18 protein-coding genes are annotated in these 25,278 nt (G+C 38.1%); 16 read left to right on the top strand and 2 right to left on the bottom strand.

Annotated elements, in window-relative coordinates; genetic code table 11:
- Nucleotides 1-153: 153 nt before the first annotated feature.
- Complete coding sequence (locus tag B0A80_RS18280) at nucleotides 154-2,148, bottom strand: flavin monoamine oxidase family protein (RefSeq protein ID WP_089078234.1); 1,995 nt, start codon at nucleotides 2,146-2,148, stop codon at nucleotides 154-156.
- 43 nt (nucleotides 2,149-2,191) lie between these two features.
- Nucleotides 2,192-3,910, bottom strand: coding sequence for an alpha-keto acid decarboxylase family protein (locus B0A80_RS18285; RefSeq protein ID WP_089078235.1), 1,719 nt, complete (start codon nucleotides 3,908-3,910; stop codon nucleotides 2,192-2,194).
- A gap of 747 nt (nucleotides 3,911-4,657) precedes the next feature.
- On the opposite strand from B0A80_RS18285, the gene B0A80_RS18290 reads away from it, so the two are divergent.
- The 16 genes from B0A80_RS18290 to B0A80_RS18360 all read left to right on the top strand — a co-directional run bounded on the left by B0A80_RS18290 (nucleotide 4,658) and on the right by B0A80_RS18360 (nucleotide 25,270).
- Complete coding sequence (locus tag B0A80_RS18290; RefSeq protein WP_026110130.1) at nucleotides 4,658-5,260, top strand: DUF4255 domain-containing protein; 603 nt, start codon at nucleotides 4,658-4,660, stop codon at nucleotides 5,258-5,260.
- Nucleotides 5,257-6,099, top strand: coding sequence for a hypothetical protein (locus tag B0A80_RS18295; protein WP_089078236.1), 843 nt, complete (start codon nucleotides 5,257-5,259; stop codon nucleotides 6,097-6,099). Before B0A80_RS18290 ends, B0A80_RS18295 begins: the two co-directional genes overlap by 4 nt.
- Nucleotides 6,100-6,118: 19 nt before the next feature.
- A complete protein-coding gene (locus B0A80_RS18300) occupies nucleotides 6,119-8,215 on the top strand; it encodes a phage tail sheath C-terminal domain-containing protein (protein WP_089078237.1) in 2,097 nt (698 codons plus the stop codon).
- A gap of 29 nt (nucleotides 8,216-8,244) precedes the next feature.
- The gene (locus B0A80_RS18305; protein ID WP_017497868.1) at nucleotides 8,245-8,673 is read left to right on the top strand and encodes a phage tail protein; all 429 of its coding nucleotides are present in this window, start codon (nucleotides 8,245-8,247) and stop codon (nucleotides 8,671-8,673) included.
- Nucleotides 8,674-8,675: 2 nt separating this feature from the next.
- Complete coding sequence (locus tag B0A80_RS18310) at nucleotides 8,676-9,122, top strand: phage tail protein (RefSeq protein ID WP_017497867.1); 447 nt, start codon at nucleotides 8,676-8,678, stop codon at nucleotides 9,120-9,122.
- A 2-nt stretch (nucleotides 9,123-9,124) separates the two neighbouring features.
- Complete coding sequence (locus B0A80_RS20855; protein ID WP_165607941.1) at nucleotides 9,125-9,283, top strand: DUF5908 family protein; 159 nt, start codon at nucleotides 9,125-9,127, stop codon at nucleotides 9,281-9,283.
- Nucleotides 9,284-9,285: 2 nt separating this feature from the next.
- Nucleotides 9,286-9,969 carry a CIS tube protein gene (locus B0A80_RS18315; protein ID WP_208861497.1) on the top strand — a complete coding sequence of 228 codons (684 nt, stop codon included), beginning with the start codon at nucleotides 9,286-9,288 and terminating at the stop codon, nucleotides 9,967-9,969.
- On the top strand, nucleotides 9,969-11,714 hold the full coding sequence (gene vgrG, locus B0A80_RS18320) for a type VI secretion system tip protein VgrG (protein ID WP_017497864.1): 1,746 nt from the start codon (nucleotides 9,969-9,971) through the stop codon (nucleotides 11,712-11,714). Before B0A80_RS18315 ends, vgrG begins: the two co-directional genes overlap by 1 nt.
- Nucleotides 11,715-11,718: 4 nt before the next feature.
- Entirely contained in the window at nucleotides 11,719-12,009 is a 291-nt protein-coding gene (locus tag B0A80_RS18325) for a PAAR domain-containing protein (RefSeq protein WP_017497863.1), read from the top strand.
- A 2-nt stretch (nucleotides 12,010-12,011) separates the two neighbouring features.
- A complete protein-coding gene (locus B0A80_RS18330; protein ID WP_070908779.1) occupies nucleotides 12,012-12,422 on the top strand; it encodes a GPW/gp25 family protein in 411 nt (136 codons plus the stop codon).
- A gap of 72 nt (nucleotides 12,423-12,494) precedes the next feature.
- The gene (locus B0A80_RS18335; protein ID WP_089078239.1) at nucleotides 12,495-15,833 is read left to right on the top strand and encodes a baseplate J/gp47 family protein; all 3,339 of its coding nucleotides are present in this window, start codon (nucleotides 12,495-12,497) and stop codon (nucleotides 15,831-15,833) included.
- Entirely contained in the window at nucleotides 15,821-18,523 is a 2,703-nt protein-coding gene (locus tag B0A80_RS18340) for a hypothetical protein (protein ID WP_089078240.1), read from the top strand. Before B0A80_RS18335 ends, B0A80_RS18340 begins: the two co-directional genes overlap by 13 nt.
- A 12-nt stretch (nucleotides 18,524-18,535) precedes the next feature.
- The gene (locus tag B0A80_RS18345) at nucleotides 18,536-21,994 is read left to right on the top strand and encodes a PKD domain-containing protein (protein ID WP_089078241.1); all 3,459 of its coding nucleotides are present in this window, start codon (nucleotides 18,536-18,538) and stop codon (nucleotides 21,992-21,994) included.
- Entirely contained in the window at nucleotides 21,995-23,812 is a 1,818-nt protein-coding gene (locus B0A80_RS18350; protein ID WP_089078242.1) for a contractile injection system tape measure protein, read from the top strand.
- A gap of 13 nt (nucleotides 23,813-23,825) precedes the next feature.
- Nucleotides 23,826-24,413 (top strand): hypothetical protein, encoded by a 588-nt coding sequence (locus B0A80_RS18355; protein ID WP_017497857.1) that lies wholly within the window; start codon nucleotides 23,826-23,828, stop codon nucleotides 24,411-24,413.
- Nucleotides 24,395-25,270, top strand: a complete 876-nt coding sequence (locus tag B0A80_RS18360) for a DUF6734 family protein (RefSeq protein ID WP_089078243.1) — start codon at nucleotides 24,395-24,397, stop codon at nucleotides 25,268-25,270. The genes B0A80_RS18355 and B0A80_RS18360 overlap by 19 nt, the downstream gene beginning before the upstream one ends.
- Nucleotides 25,271-25,278: the final 8 nt, after the last annotated feature.

Genomic DNA, 25,278 nt, shown 5'->3' on the forward strand with positions numbered 1-25,278 from the left:
TCCAATACAATCGCCTGTTTTGTTGTTTATCTTAATTGTACCCTCTTTAACACATTGATTGAGCAGATTTTTATGCAGCCTTCCGGTTACGATTCCTGCCTACTTTGCGTAAACCTTTGCGATCTTTGCGGTTAAAAAACAGTCCAAAATTTACTATTCCGGACTGATAAACGGATAATACTTTTCGTCTATAATAGGTTCAATTCCGAAGAAATCATTCAGAACCGATTCGGCTGTACAGAAGGCACCTTCTACCCAGGCCTGATCGTTTGAATAGGTTTCTCCAACGATAAAAATATCGCAGTCTGCTTTTGGAACGAGTTGTGAAGGTTTTCTAATTTTTCGTTGTACATCACCCAGATTATAGTGTGATTTATAGGCATGATATCCTGCATTAAAAGGAGGCAATGACCAGTCCATATATCTCGTTTCTAAAGGTTCAGGTACGGCCGAATAATCAGTTTGTGGTCCAAAATGTAATGCAGCCAGTTGCGAGCGAAGCATTTTGACCATTACCGGAGTGGCTACACGTGGTCCTTCGAGCGTCTGGCAATCTCTGGACTCCGGAATTTCACGTGTTCCATGAGGACCAAGTTCTAAAGCTTTCCAAAATGTGGTGTATTGAATATCGTCATAACTGGCCAAAATACCATACACTTTTTCTCCTTTTTGATTGAGAGCGTTATCCCCAAAATAAACCACTTGTCGGATTGGCATATCGGTAATACTTGGACCAATGGTATCTAATTCGGCTATAGCTGAGATTTGCTTTTCTTCTTTAAAAGTCAGACGTTCCTGAATCGCATTTTCTACCGCAGCTATAAAACTGGCCTTATCGTTAAACGATGTTGCGATAATAACCGGATTTTTTGCTGATTCTATTGCTTTCAGATAATTAGAAGGAAATTTTTCTTTTTTCAGTTTAGCAATTCCTTCCTGCGTTAAAAAATAACTGGTTAGTTTGGCAGGATAAGTTGGGCTTCCGGCTTCGGTTGTTCTCCACCATGGTGTAGTAAAAAACATCCCAATTTTATAAGAAGGTTCCATAATTACAGATTCCAGATAGAGCTGTACTTCTTCGTGGTTTAATATGTCCTGACCTTCATCATCTGTATAACGTGTTGCCTGAGCTACCAGTTCAATGGATGCGCGAGGCATGGCCAAAAATGCAGCATCACATATTTTATTTTCGTCAAGTTTATCCGGAGTTGCGCGTTTTGCGGTAGTAAAACGAATCCCTGCCTTAGTATACAGAATCGAACGCAATCGGGTATTCGGAAAATAATTCAGCGTAATTCCTTTTTGTTTGGCTAGTTTTTCAACTTCATCGAATAAGGCAACAAATAAGCTGGAATATCCTTTTACCAGTGTTTTATATTCTGTTCCCGGCGTAAACTCATCATTAACATTAAACGACTGAGCACTATGACTGTTTACTACATTGGAACTATAGCCATTACCATCTGCCAGATAACCAAATCCTTCTTGTCCAAGTCTGTCATAGGCAAGATTCCAATATCCAATATCTTTTAGTAAATCTCCTTTTTGAAAGATCGAACTTTCCGGCATATCAATATTGATTTTTCCTTCTTCATAAAACTTACACCATTCTCTACGGGTAACAGGGCCTGATGTTGCTGTGATTGCTACAGATTGTATGGTGGTGAATCCATCATCCGGCGGAGCATCTTCACCATAATTATTAGTAAAATAAGGAGCCGGCTGATTCGAATTAACATCGGAGACATACATGTTTTTGGTACGCAAAGACATTAAAGGATCCGCTGATTCGTTAAATTCAACTGAATCTTTCTTTAAATCCAGTTTCTCTATCGTTTTTGTGACTACACGATGTCCTGCTCCTTGTGGAGTGCCGTCCCAATATGAATATCGCATACCGCCCAATTCCAGATACGAATTGTCTTTGTTGTCTTTATAATGCCACGTACAAACGCGTGCTCCCGCTTCTCTGGTTCCCGGATTTTTTTTAGAAAAATCATATTTCCCCCAGTCGTAGAGTTCTAATACATCGCCTTTAACCAGCATTTTTTCATTTTTGTCGCGTTTGGATTTTCCATCCAATAATCTCCACGCTGTATAGAGTCCGGCCGCACCGGCTCCAAAAATAGAGTATGTTTTCTTGCTCATGATTTTATGATTTTAATTTTTTTATTGCTTTTTAGTAGTTGTTTTATTCATTCCCCAGTCTTTCCATCTGCTGTGCCAGGTCTTTTTGAGGGATTATAATTTCTACCAGAGTGGGCAGATCTGTTTTTCCTTTTAGTTTGAGAAGTACTTCGTCTAATTCTTTGACGGTTTCAGCACGGTAGCTCTTTGCTCCAAATGCTTTCGCAAGTGCCTGATAGTCCCATTTTGGCAGAATATCAAATTCATCAAACTTATGAGACGGACCTGCTTTAAAGGAGTCCATGTCTACATATACCTGTTCGATGGCATATACCCCATTGCTCATCACGAAAATTACAGAGTTGATGTTGTATTTTACCAGGGTCGAAAGCGCTTGTGCTACCATCATAAAACCACCGTCACCTGCGATAGTCCAGGCTTGTTTACCACTTCCTAACTGAGCTCCGGAAGCAGCACCGGTTTCAAAACCGATACACTGCCAGGCAGCGGAAGAAATAAAGGCATTCTTAGCTAATCCATACATATTGGTGGCTACGTACATAGACGAACTCACACCAAAAGTGAACACAATATCGTCCAGCATTTTTTGTTTTTCCAGAAAATAAGTGGCTCTCTCAAAAAAGCGGTTAAAGGTTATTATTTCGGGAAGTTTATCATATTTCGGATCGGAATTGGATCGCCATGGTTCGGGAAATTTTGGCTGAGCCGGAGCTACTGTTTTTAAAGGATATCCTGAAGCTTTTTTGAAACGTTCGGTTAAGGCTTCGATGAAATCTTTTAAGGTTACATTTTCATAAGTAAAATAACCTACCCGCATTTCCTGCGTGGTTGCCTGAATCATAGCTGAAAATTTATTCTCTACCAGCCATAAATAATCATCGGTAATAATCGTTCCTAAAGACAAAATGCAGTCTGAAGCTTCCACTATTTTAATCACTTCGGGTATCGAAGCCTGATCAGAATAAGTTCCTATAAACTTATCTCCTTTCTCATCCAGAACGGTTTTACCGAGTGACGTTGTAGTGTACAGCATTCCACTTACTTTAATAAGCTCTTCTAACTGCTTTGATAAATTGTGTCGTAAAAGCTCTACCCCTGCGAAAATCAACGGTTTTTTTGACTGACTGATTTGTGTCCAGGCTTGCGAAACTGCATTCTCCAATTCCGCTGCTTCGCTTTTTATGATCTGAGGTTCTAATTTTTTATTGGAAGGTTTAGGACAAGGTTCGCCCCATACCTCTTTGTAACAGGCTATATAAACCGGACGCTGATGTGTAAGTGCCGCAATAATTAAGTTATCGATTTTTTCAGGGGCATCGACAGAACTGCTCAGCGTTTCGGCCGCAACGGTTACTCTTTCAAAAATTTCCTGATCTGCATTGAGATTGCCTGTAGAATGGTGATAAAGTACATTGTACATATTTCCAATTTGCCTTGCGTCTGCTCCCGGTGTAGCACTAATTACAACCACAGGACTGCGTTCTACATAAGCACCGGCAATGGCATTCAATGCACTGTAAGTACTTACCCCATATTGCAAAGATACCGCTCCTAAACCTCGGGTACGGGCATAGGCGTCTGCTGCATACGAAGCATCCAATTCATTTGATGTTCCAATGGTTTTAATGCCGTTAAAGTCTTCGAGAGCTTGTGTAAAATGTTTTACATAATCGCCCGGGATCTGAAAGACTTCGGTAACATTTAATTGTTTGAGTCGGGTGAGCAGATAATCTGCAACTGTAAATTCTTTTGTAGGTTTCATTGTTTGGCGGTTCTAAATTAGGAGTATTGTTTGTTTTTGGGCAGCAGATCTCTTCAGCAGTATTCTTTTAAAGTGATCTCCTGATTTGTATTTCATTATAAAATTACCAGTCTGCCAAAACACAAATTAAAAAAAAGGCATGAGTGCCGAATTTTTATCCATAAGAAACCCAAATAACAGCATGAGGTCAGTTTTCACATTTAGAACAAAGGTTGGTCTCTTTATTATCGTCCTTTTCTTTTTTTAAGGTTAAAAATGACTCCATAATTGACGAACAAAAACATACTTACCTGTATAACAATTAAATAGACCTAAAAAAACAACCATTTTACGCTTTTCCGTATTAGAATTTTGATGTTATGCGGAAATTCTGACGTTATTTTTTTCTAAAAATATAAAGCAAAAACACCAATTAACACTTAAGTAACTGAAAATTAATAATTTACAAACTAAAAGATTATTTAAAAAAGGGTATTTTTACGCTGTCCTGATATCCCTAAGTTTTTCTAATTTAGATATTCTATAAGCCCCAGTTTTTATTACAAATCCAAATTTAAGCCTGGAAATACTTCTTTTTATTTTTGAATCTGCGCCTTAGAGCTACTTCTTTTTAGCCTATTTACATCGTATTGCTACAAGCGGAATATCACAAAAAACAAGCCTAAAATACACCCACTGCTTTAAAAAAGGCAGAGATTTGAATTGCCTTTTCTTAAAGAATATCAGAATATTAAAACTTTTCACCAGATGATTTTTGAAGTTATTCAGATAATTACAGAACAAGTCAACAACTACCTCGATGAAATTGGGTTAGAAAAAACGGTTGTGCCTGAAAACATTGCTTTTCTGGAGTCGCAGAATGAAACGGTATCCGGAAATCTGGAGGATAAGGTGGCACTTACTCTTATCAATCTGGATGAAGAGGCGACTTTGAAAAACTTTCCCAATCACATTGTTCAGGGCAATAAAACGATCTATAAAAACAGTGTCATCAACTTGAATCTGTACCTGCTCTTTAGCGCCAACAGAACCATATACATCAACTCTTTAAATGATATTTCGAAAATCATTACTTTTTTTCAGGGGAAAAAACTTTTTACGCAATCTGATACTATTTACAACCGAAATAATGTAGCCATGGCCAATATCGACAACTTCAGATTTACCATTGAGCTTTACACGCCCACTTTTGAAGAATTGAACTATATCTGGGGAACTCTGGGCGGCAAACAGCTTCCATCGGCTTTGTACAAGGTGAGCATGATACAAATTGAACGCAATATTGCTCAAAGCGAAGGACCACTTATCAGCAGAATTAAGGGTATAACGAAAACAAGAAAACAATCATGAGTTATAGTATCACATACGGATTGTTATTGGAAGTAACCATTTTGCATAATTATTTCCTGAATAATGGGGAAGAAACCTTTGCAAGTATGTCGAATGACGATAAAGAAAAGATGCTGCAAAAGTTCAATACTGCTGTTTTCACCACGATCACACCAACTCTGGAGACCCGCACAATACTCCAAAACTATAAAATGGTGTTCAAAGAAAGTAAAACAGGTTTCAAGATTTACATTAAAGTTAAAGAAGCTGACGAAACAGATCCGTTTATCAAAGTTCCTGCCGATTTGAACCTAAACTTTCTAATCACTATCCATGACTATCAATTTGAAAATTATACCAATTTAGAATTTACTCCTAACCGGGTCCTTCTGTTCAGTAATGTGAAACCTCCTAAAGAGCCGGTTACCTTCAAATACCTGCCAAAAATTAATGACAACAAGTTAATATCAAGTGCGTATTTAGTATCTGAAGAAACTACAACTGATCTAATTTCAATACTGCATTCCTCAGAAACACAAGACCTGTTTGGGATTATTTCACTGACGATGCAAGGCGATAATAGTTCTGAAAACAGTATAGACGATGATGGTAAAATAAACAGTCCAAACTTCAAAATTCATTTTGATAATCGAAAAACGCTTTGGAAATACATCAACCGGAAAGCTGATACCGAAATTGAAACCAATACAACAAAACCCTTAACACGTTCCGGCTTTGTTGAGATTGACCCGCTAACCGATTTTGACGTACCGCAGCCGGTGAGCAGCAGCTATCCTAATCCATCTGTAAAATCAATAACAAAAGACAATGGTGATTACTATTCTGAAATATTTATTTAATAATTAAAAACAATTAATCATGGCAACAACTTACAAAACACCCGGGGTATATGTGGAGGAAATCGTAAAATTCCCTCCTTCTGTTGCCCAGGTAGAAACAGCAATTCCCGCTTTTATTGGCTATACTGAAAAAGCTACAAACAAGATTAATGGAGATTTGAAATTAAAGCCAACCCGAATAACCTCTCTCTTAGAGTACGAACGTTTTTTCGGCTTTGCAAAACCGGAAACAACCATTAGTGTTACCATCAATGATGTTTCTACTGATAATGGTGATGTTAGATCTATTATTGTAGATCAGCCTACTTCAAAGCAGCCCTTTTTGATGTATTATTCGCTGCAATTGTTTTTTGCAAATGGCGGAGGTCCTTGCTACATTGTTTCAGTAGGCCGTTATGGCAATGATTTAGACGATGCAGATTCTGCTGTTACTGCAATCAACAACAGTAATGCACTAAAAAGCGGATTAGCAGAAATCGAAAAAGTAGATGAACCAACTTTGTTATTGTTTCCGGACGCCACAAAAGTATCAGGAATCACGATTACGGATTACTATGGATTGTATAACGATGCGCTGACCCAATGCCAAAATCTTCAGGACAGATTTACGCTGATCGATACGCTGAATTATGATGAATCGAGCCCTACAGATACAAATATAGACGATTTAAGAAATAAAGTAAGTTCTGAAAAAGATACGATTAAATACGGAGCAGCCTATTATCCACATTTAGAAACCATACTTGATTATGCTTTTGATGCAAGTAAAATTGTCTTAAAACACTATTCTTATACGGCAAAAGCCTATGATCAAATAGCTGCGGGATTAGTACCAATTGAAGATCCTGCTACCGGAATTACGGCTACGGTAACCAAATTAGTAAGTGAACCAGTAGCTGGCGATATTGCCGGACAAATTAGTGATCTGTTGCTACAGATGTACAGTGCCAATCCCACCGGTTTTGATTTAGGCGGAACTTTTGCGAGCAGCCCTGCCAAAAAAACGGCTTTCTTAAATAAACTGAACGCTTTACTGACTACTTTGGAAACTTTGTCCATATTAAAGAGTTCCTTAAATGATGAAGCCAATGCTGCCATCAGTACCATCTCAGACGAAGATCCGGGAATTGCAAATACCATCACCTCAACCCTGAATACTTTCAATTTAATTTTTACGGCTCCGAGTAAAATCGATGCTGTCTATAAAAATTTAAAAGCGTTAAAGAAAAAAATACAGGATGAAAACACAGATCCTAAACTGAAAAAAATTCTACTAACCGATACTTTAAATTTTGACACAGAATTAAAAAAACTGGTAACCTATACTCCACTGAATGCTCAAACGGGAATTACCGGATTGGTGAATAATTTCTCAGGTATTGCCGCTGCCCTTACCGCGCTTATAACCGCTATTAAATCAGTAAACGGAAAAGATTTAAATAATGGAGAATTAAACGGAAGAAAATTAAGTGCTCTGGAAGCAATTGACAACGCTACTTACAATAAGATCCTTACCGAAATTTACAACCTTCCTATAACACTTCCGCCAAGCTCGGCTATTGCAGGAATCTACGCCAGAGTTGACAAAGACAGAGGGGTTTGGAAAGCTCCGGCCAATGTAAGTCTGAACTATGTCATAAAACCTACCGTAAAAATTACCAACAACATTCAGGACGGTTTAAATGTTGATACTGTTGCCGGTAAATCAATCAATGCCATCAGAAGTTTCACCGGCAAAGGAACTTTGGTTTGGGGGTCCCGAACATTAGCCGGAAACGATAACGAATGGCGTTATGTACCAGTGAGACGTTTCTTTAATATGGCCGAAGAATCCATCAAAAAAGCAACCGAACAATTTGTATTTGAACCTAACGATGCCAACACCTGGATACGCGTGCGAGCCATGATAGAAAATTTCCTGATTCTGCAATGGAGAGCCGGAGCATTGGCCGGAGCTAAACCGGAACAGGCTTTTTATGTCAGAATCGGATTGGGGCAAACCATGTCGGCTATAGACATTCTCGAAGGCCGCTTAATTGTCGAAATTGGAATGGCGGTAGTTCGTCCGGCGGAATTTATCATACTTCGCTTCTCTCACAAAATGCAGGAATCTTAACTAAACACTAACATTAAAAAATACAGATCATGAGCTATCCGCTATCAAAGTTTCATTTCTCAGTTGACTGGGGTGGAACAAAAATAGGATTTACAGAAGTTTCGGGATTAGATGTCGAAACTGAGGTTATTGAATACCGTCACGGAGCAAGTCCTGAATACAGCAAGATCAAAATGCCGGGCATGCAAAAATTCTCTAACATCACACTGAAAAGAGGAACCTTTAAAAGTGATAATGAGTATTATGCCTGGTGGAATACGGTAAAACTAAACACCATAGAAAGAAGAGATATTACCATCAAGTTACTGGACGAAGAGCACAATCCTGTGGCCATCTGGAAAGTAAAAAATGCATGGCCTACCAAAATTCAATCTACTGATTTAAAAGCCGACGGAAACGAAGTCGCTATCGAATCTATGGAATTGGTTCACGAAGGTTTATCGATTCAAAATGACTAATCATGGCTAATTATTATCCACCTGTCGGTTTTCACTTTTTAGTAGAATTTCAAGGTCTTGGTACGAAAGAAAAAGACCATCAGTTCCAATCGGTTTCCGGCTTGTCTGTTGATATCGAGACAGAAGAAATTGCCGAGGGTGGAGAAAACAGATTCAAACACAAACTCCCGGTAAAGACAAAATATCCAAACCTGACTTTAAAGAGAGGAATATTGATTGATTCTGATGTTATTGACTGGTGCAGAAAAGCTATTGAAAATTTTTCTTTTGAACCCGTAAACCTGACTGTCAAACTACTCAACCAGGAGCATCAGCCTTTGGTTTCCTGGAATGTGGTTCACGCCTACCCTGTAAAATGGTCGGTTGAAGACTTTAATGCCGAAGAAAGCAAGCTCGTCGTCGAAAACATTGAGCTTACTTATAATTATTTCACCTTAATGAAAAGTTAGTTATGCCAATAGAAATAAAAGAGCTTCACATTAAAATAAATGTAAGTGAAGGATCGAAACCGGCTGCTTCTCCAAATTCTCCGAAAAGTAAAGGAGAAGAGCCCGTTGCCGAATGTGTAGATCAGGTAATGAAAATTATCGAACGTAAAAAAGAACGTTAATCATGGCTGGAGAATTAGAAAAACTAAAAATCGTAGCTTATAGTGACCCGCAGTTTAATAACAAAATTGCCGACGGTAAGTTTTCTACGCTTATGAATCCGGAGAAATATACCTATCACTATAAAATTGAGACTGATGACACTCAGGCCTCCGGAACGAGTACGGTATCTCCTAAGTTCAACAAAAAACTACCGGAGAATCTGGAACTTGATTTTGTTTTCGACCGATCGGGAGTGATTAGCGGCTATAAAAGTTCGAGAAATGGCATTATAGACGACATTGAGAAATTTAAAAAGGTCATTCTGGATTACAACGGTGACGAACACAAACCCAACTATCTCATGATTTCATGGGGAACCTTGCTTTTTAAAGGGGCTCTAACCGAAATGGAAATAGAATTCAAACTCTTTAATCCGGACGGAACTCCTATAAGAGCTATCGCAAAAGCGAAATTTCAGGGTTTTGTGGAAGACAACCTCAGAGCAGCTAGAGAAAATAATAAATCGCCGGATCTAACGCATTACAGAATTGTAAAAGAAGGCGATACTTTACCCTTGATGACCTATCATATTTACGGTGATTCTAAGTATTATCTCGAAGTTGCAAAAGTCAATAACATTATCAATTTCAGAAAATTAAAAACAGGGCAAAAACTATTTTTCCCACCCTTACAAAAACAATCCTGATGAACAACAGCGGAGTCATACAAACCAGTCAAAGTGCCGATTTAGTAACGTACAAAATTTTAATTGAAGGGGAAGAATTGTCTAAAACCTATCAGGTAAAAAGTATTGTAGTGCAAAATGAGGTGAACCGAATTCCTATGGCTCAAATTGTTCTCACAGACGGAGAAGCTTCTGAAAGAGATTTTAAACTGAGTAATGAGGATTTATTGATTCCGGGAAAAAAACTTGAAATCAATGCCGGTTATCACAATGATGAGGAGGCCATTTACAAAGGAATCATCATCAAGCATTCAATTAAAATAAAAAGCGGTGCTTCTTTGCTGATTATTGAATGTAAAGACGAAGCAGTAAAACTAACGATCGGCAGAAAGAGCAAGTATTTTTATGATGTAAAAGACAGTGATGCTTTTGAAGAAATTATAGGCACATACGGACTGGAAAAAGACGTTGAAGCTACTAATTTTAGTCATAAAGAACTGGTTCAGTACAATACTTCCGACTGGGATTTTATCGTTTCAAGAGCACAGGCTAACGGAAAACTTTGTTTTGTAGAGAACGGAAAAATCACCATCAGCAAACCTGATCTGAGTTCAGCAGCTGTCGAAACCATTACTTTCGGAGCAACTTTACTCGATTTTGATGCCGAAATTGATGCCCGAAATCAATTTGCCAAAGTGTCTTCGTACAGCTGGGATTATACCAATCAGGAATTAGTAGAAATTGAAGCCAGTGATCCCGGAGTAAGTCTCAATGGAAATTTATCGGCTTCTGATTTGTCCGAAACTATCGAACTGGAAAATTTGGAACTGCGTCACGGTGGTGCCATTACCGAAACAGAATTGCAGGATTGGGCCGACGCCAAATTACTGTTTCAGCAATTATCCAAAGTTCGCGGAAGAGTGAAATTTCAAGGAATTCCTGCCGTAAAGCCCAACACCATCATTACACTGGAAGGCGTTGGCGACCGATTCAACGGAAGTGCTTACATCACGGGAGTTTTTCACGAACTAACAGAAGGAAACTGGACCATCGATGCTCAATTTGGATTAAATCCTGAGTGGTTCTCTGAAACCTATGACATTCACACACCAACAGGTTCCGGAATCATGCCGGCCATAAAAGGACTTCATGCCGGAATCGTAACACAACTGGAAGGCGACCCCAATGGTGAAGACCGAATTCTGGTCAAAATTCCCATCATCAACAATGAAGAACAGGGTATTTGGTGCCGTGTCGCTTCGCCCGATGCAGGAGAAAACAGAGGTATTTTTTTCAGACCTGAAATAGAAGATGAAGTGATTATTGGTTTTGTCAACGAAGATCCAAACAACGCCATCGTTTTGGGCATGCTTCACAGCAGTGGAAAGCCTTCTCCGATTACAGCTTCAGACGATAATCACCAAAAAGGGATTGTAACCCGAAGTGAAATGAAGGTCATGTTTGATGACGAGAAAAAATCGATAGGAATTGAAACTCCGGCGGGCAAAAAAATAACACTCGACGAAGACCAGGGGGTAATTGTTATTGAAGATGAAAATTCGAATGTCATTACCATAGACAGTAATGGTATAAAAATGGAAAGTGCCGGAAACATTGAGATAGTCGCATCAGGTGACGTTAAAATTGAAGGAACTAACGTTTCCTTAAAAGCCAAAGCACAGTTTAAAGCCGAAGGAAGTGCGGGAGCAGAAATGTCCTCAAGCGCAGTGGCTATTGTAAAAGGAAGTATCGTACAAATAAATTAAAATTATGGGAGCACCAGCCGCCAGAATTACAGATATGCATGTTTGTCCAATGGTTACCGGAACCGTTCCGCATGTGGGAGGGCCAATTTTACCTGCCGGTTCGCCAACCGTATTAATTGGCGGAGTTCCAGCCGCATGTGTTGGAGATATGGCTACCTGCACAGGACCTCCTGATACCATCGCCGCAGGTTCGGCAACCGTTTTAATTGGAGGAAAACCCGCAGCACGTATGGGGGATTCCACCGCACATGGAGGCACAATAGTAGCCGGATTAGCAACCGTTTTAATTGGTTAATTATGGAAACAGATCAAGCTTTTTTAGGAACCGGATGGAGTTTTCCTCCCGAATTTAAGAAAACAACCAGAGCTACTGTAATGATTTCTGATGAAGAAGACATTAAAAGCAGTCTGGAGATTCTATTGTCAACCAAAATAGGAGAACGTATTATGGTCCCTAAATACGGCTGTAATGTAGACGAACTTCTTTTTGAACCGTTAACCACAACCTTAAAAACGTATGTGTCTGAACTCATCAGAACCGCCATTTTATACCATGAACCACGAATTGATGTGGAGAAAATCGACATCAGTCAGGGAGATGATTTAAATGGGGAATTGTTAGTGGCTTTAGATTACAGAATAAGAGCTACCAATTCCAGAACTAATATGGTATATCCTTTCTACAAACAAGAAGGAACTAATATTTAATACCGATTGTATATTCAATATAGTCCAATTGCATTGGACTAAAAGATAAGTAAAATTGATATAAAAAGCATTATGTGTAACAACAGCGACCATACCAACGATACCTTATTTAAAAGAAATGGCACCGATCAGGGCGACCGCGTGAATAGTATTCTCGATCCCCACAATTTGGAACTCCATGACTTTGATAAGGAAGACTGGTTTCTTTTTACCTATAATTTTGCCAAACAGGTTAACTTTTTTGACACCACCAACAGCAAAAAAGCTTCCGGAAACTGGCAGGAAATTTTTGATCATTTTGGCTATTCGAAAAAAGACATTCCAAACAGAAAAGACAAAGATTATACGCTTCTGAAACAAAGTATTTCGGAAACACTTCGGGATATTGAATTCGAAGGCACGTTAACGCCTCACATGACCCTTTTTATCTGTTTCCTGAAATTATTGGAACTGTCTAAAGAGCGCTTTAATAAAATTACCAAAAAACATCTCGATTTCTTTTATAAGGATATTTTACAAATCGAAAAACTCGCTGCAAAACCGGATCAGGTACATGTTATTTTCGAGCTGGCTAAAAAAAGTACCGAAGAACGAATCGAAGCGCAAACACAATTGGATGCAGGAAAAGATGCTTTAGGCAACAAACTTATCTATAAAACAACCGAAGAATTAGTTGCCAACAAAGCTCAAATTACGGCGCTTAAGAGTGTTTATAATGATACTACCCTAGGGGAGATAAAATGCAGTCAGGTGGCCAACTCTCTTGATGGAAAGGGAGAAAGTCTTAAGGAAGGATCAAAGTACTGGTTGCCATTTGGATATACTTCTAATGAAGAAAAATATACTGAACTGGAAGCTGCCCGACTTGGCTTTACCATTGCTTCGCCCCTATTGCAATTAAAAGAAGGCGAAAGAAATATTGATATTACTATTACTTTCAATGAAGCTTTTACTTTTGATACCGAACCATTTAAGGAACCCATTACCGTCAATGATCTTGTTGATAATATCAGCATTTTCTGCAGTGGCGAAAAAGAATGGCTTGGTCCTTTTAAACTTATAGGAACAGCTGCCACTTCCGGTATTGTGGAAAAGCAATTGCGATTGGTGTTTCAAATTTCAAAAGATACCCCCTCTATTGTAAACTATAATCAAAAGAAATTAGGAGAACATTTCTCTACAACAGAACCTGTTATCCGATTCTTAATTCGTACAGAAGACAAAAAAGGACATTATTTATTTAGAAATCTGGTGACCAAAACCATCAGCAGCATCGGTGTTAAAGTAGACGTAAAAGATGTAAAGTCACTAGTACTGGAAAGCGATACCGGTTTACTAAATGCCGAAAAACCTTTCTATCCTTTTACCACGCAGCCTACCAGCGGTTCGTCATTTCTTATTGATTATCCGGAAATGTTTTCAAAAAAATGGAAGAATATCAACGTCTCTATAAAATGGAAAAACACCCCCAAATCTTTTAAAACGCATTATCAGGCCTACAAAAAGAAATATCAGGATACGACGATAAGCCAGACTCTTTTCTTTAATGGAATGTTTCTGAAAGAAATTATAAAGGACAAAGCCGTAAATCAGCCCGAAGACCCTCAGCCTAAAACAGATGCTGTTGCCATAAATATTCCGGAAAAAAGCAAATTAATTCTTAACACAGTCGACACCGATCTTATTGTAGACTCCGATGCTTATTTTAAAGGAAATGTGTCCCTCTTAAATAAAGAAAACTGGGAAACCAAAATTACAGACACTACTTTGTTTACGCTAAAAGACGGGGTTTATGTAACTGAATTTCCTTTAACAGGAGACGGTTACGACATTGACAAGAGCGGCCCGATCCGATTGACGCTAAACCAATCGTTGCTGCACTCTTTGTACCCAAAAATATATACGCTCGCCATTATGAGTAAAATTGCGGATACCCTGATTCCGAATGAAGCTTATACGCCATTTGTCGAAACCATTAGTTTAGATTATACGGCGGAGGAAACGGTCAATTTTACCCATCAAACCGAAGTCGAATACCAGGCAGAACGAATCCGATTATTTCATGAAGCTCCATTTGGACAGAGTGAAGAACATTCTTATTTGAAAAATGTTGCCAGACAAAAAGGGGTTTTGGATGCTAATAGCACGCTTACAAGCCGTCTCGTTCCTGATTATTGCAAAGGAGGCGAATTTTACATCGGTCTTGAGGAAGCTGAAACTTTACAGCAGGTTGCTTTATTGGTTCAGATACTCGAAGGAAGCGAAAATCCACAGGTGGACTCTTTTGTCGGTAGACAAAAAATAGAATGGTTTATTCTTTGTGATAATCAATGGAAAAATATCGAGAATGAAATTTTAGCCAATTCTACCGATAATTTTTTAAAATCGGGGATTCTGAAATTTGCGATTCCAAAACAGGCTACCAAGACAAATACTTTATTTCCGGACAACCTGATCTGGGTAAGAGGAAAAATGCATAAAGCTTATGATGCCGTCTGCAAAGTAATCGATATTAAAACACAAGTCGTTACAGCCGAATTTTACAACCACAATAACGAATTGTCTCATTTAGAAAAAGGATTGCCTGCTGAAACGATTTCTAAGCTCATTACCCGCATCACGCAGGTTAAAAGTGTCGCGCAGCCTTTTAATTCTTTTAACGGAAAAGCACAGGAATCAGACGAGACCTATTACAAACGGGTAAGTGAACGTCTTCGTCACAAAAACAGAGCGATAACGCTATGGGATTACGAGCATCTTATCCTTCAGGAATTTCCGGAAGTTTTCAGAGTAAAATGCCTGAACCATACCAATAATGAAAAGGAATCCTTTCTTTCACCCGGAGATATTACTCTTATAGTGGTCCCGGATATTATAAACAAAAATGTATTTGATCTTTATGAGCCGAGAGTAAATACGGCTACCTTAAATAAAATTCGAAATTACATCAGCAATCTCAACAGTATGCATGTCGAAGTCGCTGTAATTAATCCGGAATACGAGAAAGTGATCATCAAACTCAATGTGCGGTTTTATGCCCAGTACGATGAGAACTTTTATAAAAAACAGCTCAATGAAGATATCACCAAATTCTTGTCGCCGTGGGCATTTGACACCACTCAGGACATCCTTTTTGGGATTGAATTACACAGAAGCACCATCATTGACTATATCGAAAAATTATACTATGTCGATTATTTAGCAGAGTTAGAAATGGCGAAACTCAAAGACAATACCGAATCAGAAAATCCGAGCGATATTACTTATCAGGCAACACTGGATTTCTTGCCGGTACTGTCACCGTCTAATCCAAAACGCATACTGGTGTCGGTAAAAAATCATATCATTTCTACAAAAATCAACAGTTGTAAAGAACCTAATTTCCAATCCGAAGAGTCATGTCAATACTAAATCCACATAATACAATTCCTAAAAAGGTTGCGACCGAAGATGACCTGGATTTTTTCTATCTCAGAAAAAAAGGCATTGAGTATATCGAACAGCTGGGTGGCAAATTATGGACTGATTTTAATTCGCATGATCCCGGTATCACGATGCTGGAGATGCTTTGTTATGCTATAACCGATCTTGGCATGAGAACCGATTTGCCGATCGAAAACCTCCTTGCTTCTGACGTAAAAGAAAAAGATATTCCCAACCAGTTTTTTAAGGCTTCGGAAGTATTGACTACAAGTCCCGTAACTGCACTGGATTACAGAAAACTGTTTATCGATATTGACGGCGTTAAAAACTGCTGGCCGGCCAAACACTACAAAACCGTTTACGTGAATTGTAAAGACGAGCAATTATCTTATAATTATCAGGATTTTAACGAACTCCCAAGCCGCCTTAAAAAGCAATTTCAGCTCAAAGGTTTATACGATCTTTATGTCGATTTTGAGAGCAATAAACTTTCTGACATTAATAACGTCAAAGACCTCATCAGAAAAAAATTCCATGCCAACAGAAATCTGTGCGAAGACCTGATTAACATTATAAAAGTCGATGAATATCCTATAAAAATATGCGCCAGTATTGAGATTGATACTCAGGCCGACGAAGAAATGGTTCATGCCCTGGTGTTAACCGCATTGGATGGTTATTTATCGACCACCGTTAATTTTTATTCGGTTAAGCAAATGCTCGATAAGGGATACACCTCCTTAGAAATTTTTGACGGGCCAGTTTTGGAACATGGTTTTATTGATACTAAAGAATTAATCGAAGCCGAACTGACCAGTGAGGTGCGATTATCGGATATTATCAAACTGATCATGAATGTGCCCGGAGTGCTGACCATCAAAGATATTTCTCTTGGAAATTGCGGCGATGATGAAGCGGTGGCCAATCAGTGGCTGCTTTGCCTTAAAGAATACCAAAAACCGGTAATCTGTAATAAAAGTGTTTTCAACTACAATAAAGGCGTACTACCTCTGAACATCAATAAAACTCAGGTGGATCTTTATTTAAAAGAAATTAATGACGTAAAAGATAAAGCTACCGATTATTCCAGCAAACACAAAGAACTGAAAATACCAAAAGGCACTTATTTAAACCCAAACAGTTATACCACCATACAAAACGATTTTCCGGATACGTATGGTATCGGAGAAGTTGGTTTACCGTCAGGAGCCACAGTCGCCCGACAATCGCAGGCCAAACAGCTTAAAGCCTATCTTTTATTCTTCGACCAAATTCTGGCCAGTTATTTTAAACATTTGGGAAAAGTCAACGAGATACTTTCGGTAAGCGGCAATCTCACTAAAACATTTTTTACCCAAGCGGTAAAAGACATTAAAGGCTTTAGCGAACTGGTAAAGGACTATCCTGAAAACAATGATGATTATCTGACCGAAATTCTTTTTAAAGAGCTGGACAACAATATTGAAAGACGAAATTCTATTCTGGACCATCTTTTAGGGCGCTTTGCAGAACGTTTCTCTGAGTATGTTTTCATTAACAAAAGTATCTATGGCAGTGCTACGGATGAAGTGGTGCTGAAAAATAAAGAAGACTTTTTGAAAGATTATAAGATCGTAAGCAAAAACCGCGGCAGTTCTTTTAACTATTACCGACAGCCCAACAGCAATCTGTGGGATACGGATAATGTCTCGGGGGTAAAAAAGAGAATTGCAAGGCTTTTGGGGATTAAAAACTACAACAGAAGACATCTTTCGGATTCCTTTGTTGATCTCTATCATTTTATTGATTCAGACAATCAACTGGTATACCGATGGAGAATCAGGGATGATAAAAACAAAATCGTGCTCTCTGCCACAACAGAGTATTATGACACCTCTATTGCCAATCGGGAAATGTACTTTGCTATTTTACAAATCATTCAAACCCGAGAATACAATGTCGAAGAAGCCTTTAAAAAAGGCATCACAGATCCACAGGTCATCGATAACATCCAGATACATCAGTCTCCTTCCGGAAAGTATTCGTATGACATCATTAATCCGTTAATTACGGATGTGAACAATAAGGACCGTATCATTGCCAAAAGGTACACTTACTACAGTTCTTTGGCTAAAGTAAAGCAGTCTATTCTCGATTTGATTCATTTTATGAAAGAAGTGTTTACAGAGGAAGGGTTGTTTATTGTAGAACACATGATGCTTCGTCCCGATGTGAACCAGACTATTGTGGATTCGGCAACATTTTTACCGATCTGTACTGATGAGTGCAAGAGCTGTGAGCCTCTGGACCCTTACTCCTATCGCGTAAGTATTATTCTGCCCGGATATACTTTGCGTTTTGCCAACATCGATTTCAGAAATTATATCGAAAAAGTAATTAAGGAAGAATTACCGGCGCATGTTCTGGCAAAAATCTGCTGGATCGGACATCGGAAAAATGAAATTCAAAATCCGGCAGAAAACGAACTTTTGCGGTTTGAGAACTCTTACAAGGATTATTTATTTGCCAAAACCCTATTGAACCAGGATCAGCCGGAGACAGAACTCATAAAGCTTATCACGTCTCTATCGAACCTCAGCAATTTATATCCTACAGGAAGATTATTTGACTGCAACGACGAAAACGAAAATCAATTCGAGAAAATAATACTGGGAAAAACAAATTTAGGATCACTATAAATACCATTCAAAATGTTAGTAAAACTTTCAACCATAACAACGCTGTACCGAAGATTCACTAAAAATCAGGTACTAACAGAAGGACATCTTAACGAGATTGTAGATTATTTTGATGATCAGGATCGTATTTCCAGAATTGGTCTTAGTGGTGTCGGCATCATTTGCGGATTTAAGGTTTCGTACAGCCCCGTTTCAAAAGACATTACCATAACACAAGGCAGCGGTATCACAACCGACGGCGATCTTATACAGTTGTACAAGTCTACTCCAAACGGCGGAAAAATTATTGATTTTGAAAGTAAACAATACACGCATTATAAAGTATACGACAACAAAAAAGCGGCTTACAAACCTTATTTTTACGACGGTTCAAAACAGCTTGAGATCTTCGAACTTTTAACTGCCGAACAGCAGCTTACCGAAAGTGCCAATACTTATCCGATACATTATCTTAAAAAAAATACCGGATTAGAGGTAACGGATGCTGTCGTTCTTTTGTATATCGAATCATATGAAAAAGATTCTGATCTCTGTGTCAGTCTCTCCTGCGACAATCAGGGACTGGAAATTATAGGCAATCACAAAGCCTTATTGGTAAACAAAACCGTTGCGGCGCAGATAAACACTCATGATAAGATCATTAGCAAAATCAAATTCTCTAACCTGTATTACAAACTTCCGGAACTGGTCTCTAACCGCATTGTATTACAACCCGAAGATTTTAGCAGTTATTATGAAATCAAAAGAAAATTCACCAATGGTCTGTTCCGAAACAATGTAGTGGCCAGATTACTAGACGGTTTTGAGATCCTTTTGACACCATTAAAAATGCCAACTATATTGGATTCTATAAAAAAGAATCTGGCTTCTCTGTACAGTTTTGATGAAAAAAATGTCCCACCTGATTTTCAGTATCGATACGATCTGCTCAACGATTTAATTGATACTTACAATGAGATCAGACTTTTATTGTCCAATATGGACTATGATTTTTGCTTTCCCGACATCAAATCATTCCCCAAACACTTAATGCTGGGAGAAGTGCAAAAAAGCGGCCCTTGTTTTGAATACCGACATTCTTTTTACAAATCACCGCTGCTCACGGGACAGAACCTTAGTACCTGTAACGATTGTCTGCCTTTTGACACGCTTAACGAACCTGGCAAGAAAGACACCATTAACGAATTTATTGTCGATTTAGAAGGTAAAGAAATTACAATCTGTTATGGAAAAAATACAGATTTACAGCAATTGTACAGTCTGATAAAACGCTGCGTACAATTATTAGCGAATTACAATGTAAACTATACTTATATAAAAATCACTCCTAGTTTTGAATTGGGTTCGCTTGGTAAAAAAGCAATTCCATTTTACAATAACGTGGGTGATCATCTTATTGAACTTTGGGATTACGAAAAAACCACTATCGGACAACAACGCAATAACAGAAGTTATCACGATAACTTATTGAATACAAAATGGCCTAACGAAATGGTCTCAGATCACAACTTCTACAGAATTGAAGGCCATCAGGGTACAGACTACAAAAAAGCACTAAAAACGATTCAGGCCATCAGACGTCAGTATGGTTTAGGATTCAATGTTGTTGTACTTGGAGTAAAAGCCTCTGAAGCCAAAAAAATAGTTGAAAATTATACCTCTTACTATCTCAACAAAAATCACGGATACGAGCACAAATCAGGTGTAGCACCCGGCGGCACATTTGTCATGATTTATATTGAAGGAGAGTACAGTCAATATCCTTATTATTACGGCTATGGTTATCCGTACGAATATCCGCGTGGAAATTCTCTCGCAGGTGATTTTGAAAAAGAAGGCGATAAAAAAGAACCCGGAGAATCTATCGTGTTAAATCCGGTAATAGCCGATTTTACCTTGCCATATTTATGCTGCGATGATAATTTCATTACGCTGTCCTTACCTATGAACCATATCTGCTTTGATGAAACCACACCTTACTTTCCCTTTCACGTAACGCCGACCGGAGGTTTTGTAAAAGCCGATGTAGACGAAGATTTGAATGGCGGAGTGACCAAAAATCAGTATGGAGAATTTGTTTTTGATCCAAAATTGGTCAGTGAAGAACTCATCGGAAAACCGATAACTTTTACGGTGAATAATTTTGAAACCAACTGCCAAATAACCATTTTCAGAAAACCAAAATTTGATTTCACTTTTGTCTTCCCGAAATCGCTTAATAAGGATGGAGTTGTGGTTGATTTTAGTATTAGCGGTGAGAATCAGAAAGACATGAAATATGTTTGGGATTTTGGCGATGGCAGTGAGCCTGTTGCCACTACAGAAACAAAAATTCAACATATTTATGCCTATGAAGTACCCGCTAAAGAAAGCTATAGTTTTCAGGTAAAAGTTACAGGTGAAAACGGAAACTGTAATGCTCAGGCACAGCATCCGGTGACTTTTGAAGTGCCTGTAGTTGTAGGTATCGACACCAGAAACATCTGCAGAAATGATCTTAAACCACATGTTTTAACTATTGAACCAAATAGCAAAAAAACGGTCTTATCTGGTCCCGGAGTTTCCCAGAATGATGCCGGTCAATACATTTTTATCGGCAATAATGTTCCTAAAGGTGTAGATCAGGTGGTTATACTAATAAACGGTAAACCTTCGAACCTTACCATTATAATGCAGAATCCGCCTGTAGCTTTGTTTAGCTATGCAATCAGAAATAATCAGATTGCCTTTAGCAATAAATCTACGGATGCTCTAAAATACATCTGGAACATCGAAGAAGAGGTAATCGAAACCGATGCTACAGAAGCCATCATACGACCAACTTCGCTATACAAAAACGACGTGATCAAAGTGTCGCTTTCTGCACTTAACAAAAGATGCGGCGAATCAATAGACGGTCCAAGAGATATCCGAATTCGTGAAAAACCGACTGAAAACCCCTGTCTGACTAATGCAGTAGAATTCGTCAAAAAAACGAACCTGACTTTTGAAAAAATCAACCAACAGCCTGAATTACAAAAATTCAGTAAAGAGACTCTTTCGCTGATTACTGAAATTCAGAAACAATTTGCAAGTGTTGAAAAAGAAACCAGTGCTTATATCAATGGAGATTTTAATACTACATTACCTGAGATGTATAATGAGCTTGTATATCACAATTTATTACTGGCCGCAAGAAATGCAAGAATGGAAGAGGAAAAAACGGTACTGAGTTTCCTTACCGAAAGTCATATCTCGCTTTTCTATACCATCATAAAATGTCAGCCCGCAGAACTCATAAACAAATTCGAAAAACCATTTACAACCATTACGGCACGTATAGACAGCTTGTTACAAGGTTTTGTAAAAAATCAGTATAAGACCGATCCTAAAGGAACTTTAAAAGCTTTCTTAACCGATCAGAAGATTCCGTTTAAGGACATCAAATTTATTCTGGAAGCCATCGAATCACAACTAAAAAGTTTAAACTAAGTGCAGCACCTTGGAAGCCATATCATCAACAAGCTGTTTCTGGAGGTCAATACCCAATCTAAAGAGAAGGCGTATTACCTCAAAGATCATCTGGATACGTTTCTAAAAGAAGAACTCCTTCCTCTTTTAGAAGCCTATTTTGATACGCTCCATACCCAAATACCGCTGTACAGTATTCAGATCGAAAAATTAGACCTGAACCTTTCTGTCGCTACTGAACTTAATTTTAATGCCCTAAAACTGGAAATTTTAAATCAGATTCAAAAACAAATTGACGATCAGATTCAAAAAGGTTTTCCCGATACAGAGCGTTACAAATTAATGAACCGCGAAGAAAAAAATAGTGATGAATTCTTCATTTTTCTCGAAACGGGAACCAGTCCCTGGTGGGTGATTACCAGTGACAATAACTATGGTAGCGGCAATGGCAAGAGCAATGTTAAGGGTAATACTCCCCTTGGTCCGGAAGAGGACCCTCAATTACAAAAAAATATTGGAGACAAAACTTTCGGTTCAAAATTGCGAAATGCATTGAAAAACTCCCAAATCAGAACCCGTTTCATCAAACAATTATCAGACGCACAGATTTATGATATCCTTAAAAAAACACTTCTTTTAGCCGCCGATGATAAAGAAACAGCTACCAAAATAATTGAGAAGATCCATCGCAATATGCGCAAACTTGTTTCGAAATCGAAACAGGGCTTAAATCAGCGCAATTTAATTTGGGAAATAGTATTTTCGGAATTATTACAGCATGATGAGGCTCTGACAAAAGAAAAATTAGTGCAGCTAATTGCTTCTTTTGTTTCTATAACTCAGGAAAACCTGAAAATCATATTGGAACAAATCAGGCAAAATGTATCCGATAAATCAGTACTCTCCGTACTAAGCAATCTTGCTCCCGAAATAGCCGCTATAAAAACTCTTTCTGAACAAATCGCTTCCGAAATTCTTCCGGAAAGCGCTAAAGAAGAATTCTTAAAATTAAAATTTTCAGAAACTGACAGATCTCCTGAAGTTGCTAACGAACCTCAACCTGATACTAAAATGGAAGCTCAAAATAGGGAAGCTCGAGATTTAGAATCTGGAAATAAGGAAAAGGAAAAAATTCATAAAGTTGGTGATCCTGATAAAAAGAAGAAAACCGAAGAAAATCGAAATCCTTCTTCAAAATCCCCGGAAACCGATGCTAAAGAAACGGCAGAGATCAATGCTCTTTTGAATCGTAACAAGGAAATCGAAGATAAAAATGAAAAAACCAAAGATCTGGAAGACTGGCATTCGGCATTATTCCCTGCTGACGGAGCAACTTCGGATGTTCCTTCTTCACACTATGTAAACAATGCGGGACTAATACTGGTGCATCCTTTTTTGAAACATCTTTTCGGAAATTGCGGTTTACTCCGTAAAGACAATACGATAAACGATCCCGAAACTGCCGCCCATCTGCTACACTATATTGCGACAGACCGGGAGCAGGATTATGAATCTCAAATGCTGTTCGAAAAAGTGTTGTGCAACATCCCCATAAACCGACCTATAAACCGAAACATTATACTATCGGAAGAGTTAAAAGATCAAGGCAAAGAAATGCTGCAAGCCGTTTTAGACAACTGGCAGATTATGAAAAATTCTTCTATAGCCCTATTACAAAATGAGTATTTACAAAGACCCGGCAAAATAATTCTTAGCGAAGACAACCCCAAAGTCATTGTCGAAAGAAAAACACAGGACATTTTGTTAGATAAAATTAACTGGAATCTGGGAATTGTAAAACTCGCATGGAAAGATAAGATCATTTTTGTGGACTGGTAATACGATATAAAACATGGAAACCGAAAAAAACACATTTCTAAAAGAGGATGAACAAAATATTTTCTACGAGCAAAAACAAGCTCTCAAAAATATTTTCAAAAATCTCGATATTACAAAGATTGCCTTTGTAGGCGGAATTGCGGATTACATTAACCTCCGTGCTTATTATGATATGCCCATAAATGATATTGATATTATTTATGAAAATGAAGACGATTTATCACTCATTAAAGAAAGTGAAGTGATCACCCGTTTTTTCAACCGCTTTTATGATCTGCAGGGAGAAGTTTTGGTTTCAGAATACCAGATCAACGATAAAAATGTCCATACGGATTATTACAAAAGAGATTTCTCTAAAATAGGCTTGACACAGTCCTATTTATTAGGCGAAATGGTATGGCATGCCACCTTTGATGAAATGAAAACATTTCATAATGACCAGATTCCGAAATTGACCTCAGAAGCAACGGGTGAAAAATACGAATGGAAAAGACTCTATAAACATAGTAAAAAAGCTTCGTTATACAACAACGTCTGCTATCTGGATGAAAAACAACAGCTGCAAACCTTAAGCGATATTTTATGGAAGAACCAAGAATAATATACAGCCTGAACGCTTTTCCTCTGATCAATAATCGTTGGCAAATGGGCAATAAACTTAAGGAAACCGTTTACATGACTGCTCTGAGTATTTTGTACAGTCATCTTTGGTACAAGGACATTGAGCTTTATGCAGACGAAACTGCCTATAATTTTTTGTATATGTTGCCCTGCAGAATCACAAAAATGGATAAGGAACACAATAAAGAATTGTGGATGAAATCAAAAATTCATGCCATCGAAAAGCAAACCAAACCGTTTGTTCACCTCGATACGGATGTATTTATAAAAAAGAAAATCAATTTCAATTTCGACTCCATTATTCTCGAACGCAGAGAATGCGGTTATGAAGCGCACTATAAAAAGCAAATCGATTTTTTTAACCAATACACACAAAATTTACCTTACTGGCATCCTGATTTAGGACTTTCCTACAGCTGTGGCATACTGGGATTTAATGACCTTACACTGCGCGATAAATTTATAAATGCCTATTATGATCTGGAAAAAATCTATACCGCAAACCGTAAGGAATTTGAACCATTAAAGCAACAAGGTTTTGAGCCTTGTATTGTTATAGAACAATACAATCTGGCTTCTGTATTAGACTATAACAATATTACGCCTACCCTGCTTCTTAAAGGAAGAAATATAACCGAACAGAGTAAATATGCCAGTGAAATAAGCTACAGTCACCTCTTTGGTATTAAAAAGTACAAAAAAGACATTACAGAAGAAATTGAATATCGATTGTTTAAAATATTTCCATACTGGTACGCACAAATAAAGATCGAACTGGAAAAACATCAGATCATACCAAAAGAAGAAATCAGCTCTCCAACGATGCTCGCATCGTAGCACCCTTT

The organism is Flavobacterium tructae, assembly GCF_002217475.1.
GTDB classification, from domain to species: domain Bacteria; phylum Bacteroidota; class Bacteroidia; order Flavobacteriales; family Flavobacteriaceae; genus Flavobacterium; species Flavobacterium tructae.

Coding starts and splice junctions, on each gene's coding strand:
- B0A80_RS18280 (WP_089078234.1), bottom strand. CDS start 2,148: ATGAGCAAGAAAACATACTCTATTTTTGGAGCCGGTGCGGCCGGACTC.
- B0A80_RS18285 (WP_089078235.1), bottom strand. CDS start 3,910: ATGAAACCTACAAAAGAATTTACAGTTGCAGATTATCTGCTCACCCGA.
- B0A80_RS18290 (WP_026110130.1), top strand. CDS start 4,658: ATGATTTTTGAAGTTATTCAGATAATTACAGAACAAGTCAACAACTAC.
- B0A80_RS18295 (WP_089078236.1), top strand. CDS start 5,257: ATGAGTTATAGTATCACATACGGATTGTTATTGGAAGTAACCATTTTG.
- B0A80_RS18300 (WP_089078237.1), top strand. CDS start 6,119: ATGGCAACAACTTACAAAACACCCGGGGTATATGTGGAGGAAATCGTA.
- B0A80_RS18305 (WP_017497868.1), top strand. CDS start 8,245: ATGAGCTATCCGCTATCAAAGTTTCATTTCTCAGTTGACTGGGGTGGA.
- B0A80_RS18310 (WP_017497867.1), top strand. CDS start 8,676: ATGGCTAATTATTATCCACCTGTCGGTTTTCACTTTTTAGTAGAATTT.
- B0A80_RS20855 (WP_165607941.1), top strand. CDS start 9,125: ATGCCAATAGAAATAAAAGAGCTTCACATTAAAATAAATGTAAGTGAA.
- B0A80_RS18315 (WP_208861497.1), top strand. CDS start 9,286: ATGGCTGGAGAATTAGAAAAACTAAAAATCGTAGCTTATAGTGACCCG.
- vgrG (WP_017497864.1), top strand. CDS start 9,969: ATGAACAACAGCGGAGTCATACAAACCAGTCAAAGTGCCGATTTAGTA.
- B0A80_RS18325 (WP_017497863.1), top strand. CDS start 11,719: ATGGGAGCACCAGCCGCCAGAATTACAGATATGCATGTTTGTCCAATG.
- B0A80_RS18330 (WP_070908779.1), top strand. CDS start 12,012: ATGGAAACAGATCAAGCTTTTTTAGGAACCGGATGGAGTTTTCCTCCC.
- B0A80_RS18335 (WP_089078239.1), top strand. CDS start 12,495: ATGTGTAACAACAGCGACCATACCAACGATACCTTATTTAAAAGAAAT.
- B0A80_RS18340 (WP_089078240.1), top strand. CDS start 15,821: ATGTCAATACTAAATCCACATAATACAATTCCTAAAAAGGTTGCGACC.
- B0A80_RS18345 (WP_089078241.1), top strand. CDS start 18,536: ATGTTAGTAAAACTTTCAACCATAACAACGCTGTACCGAAGATTCACT.
- B0A80_RS18355 (WP_017497857.1), top strand. CDS start 23,826: ATGGAAACCGAAAAAAACACATTTCTAAAAGAGGATGAACAAAATATT.
- B0A80_RS18360 (WP_089078243.1), top strand. CDS start 24,395: ATGGAAGAACCAAGAATAATATACAGCCTGAACGCTTTTCCTCTGATC.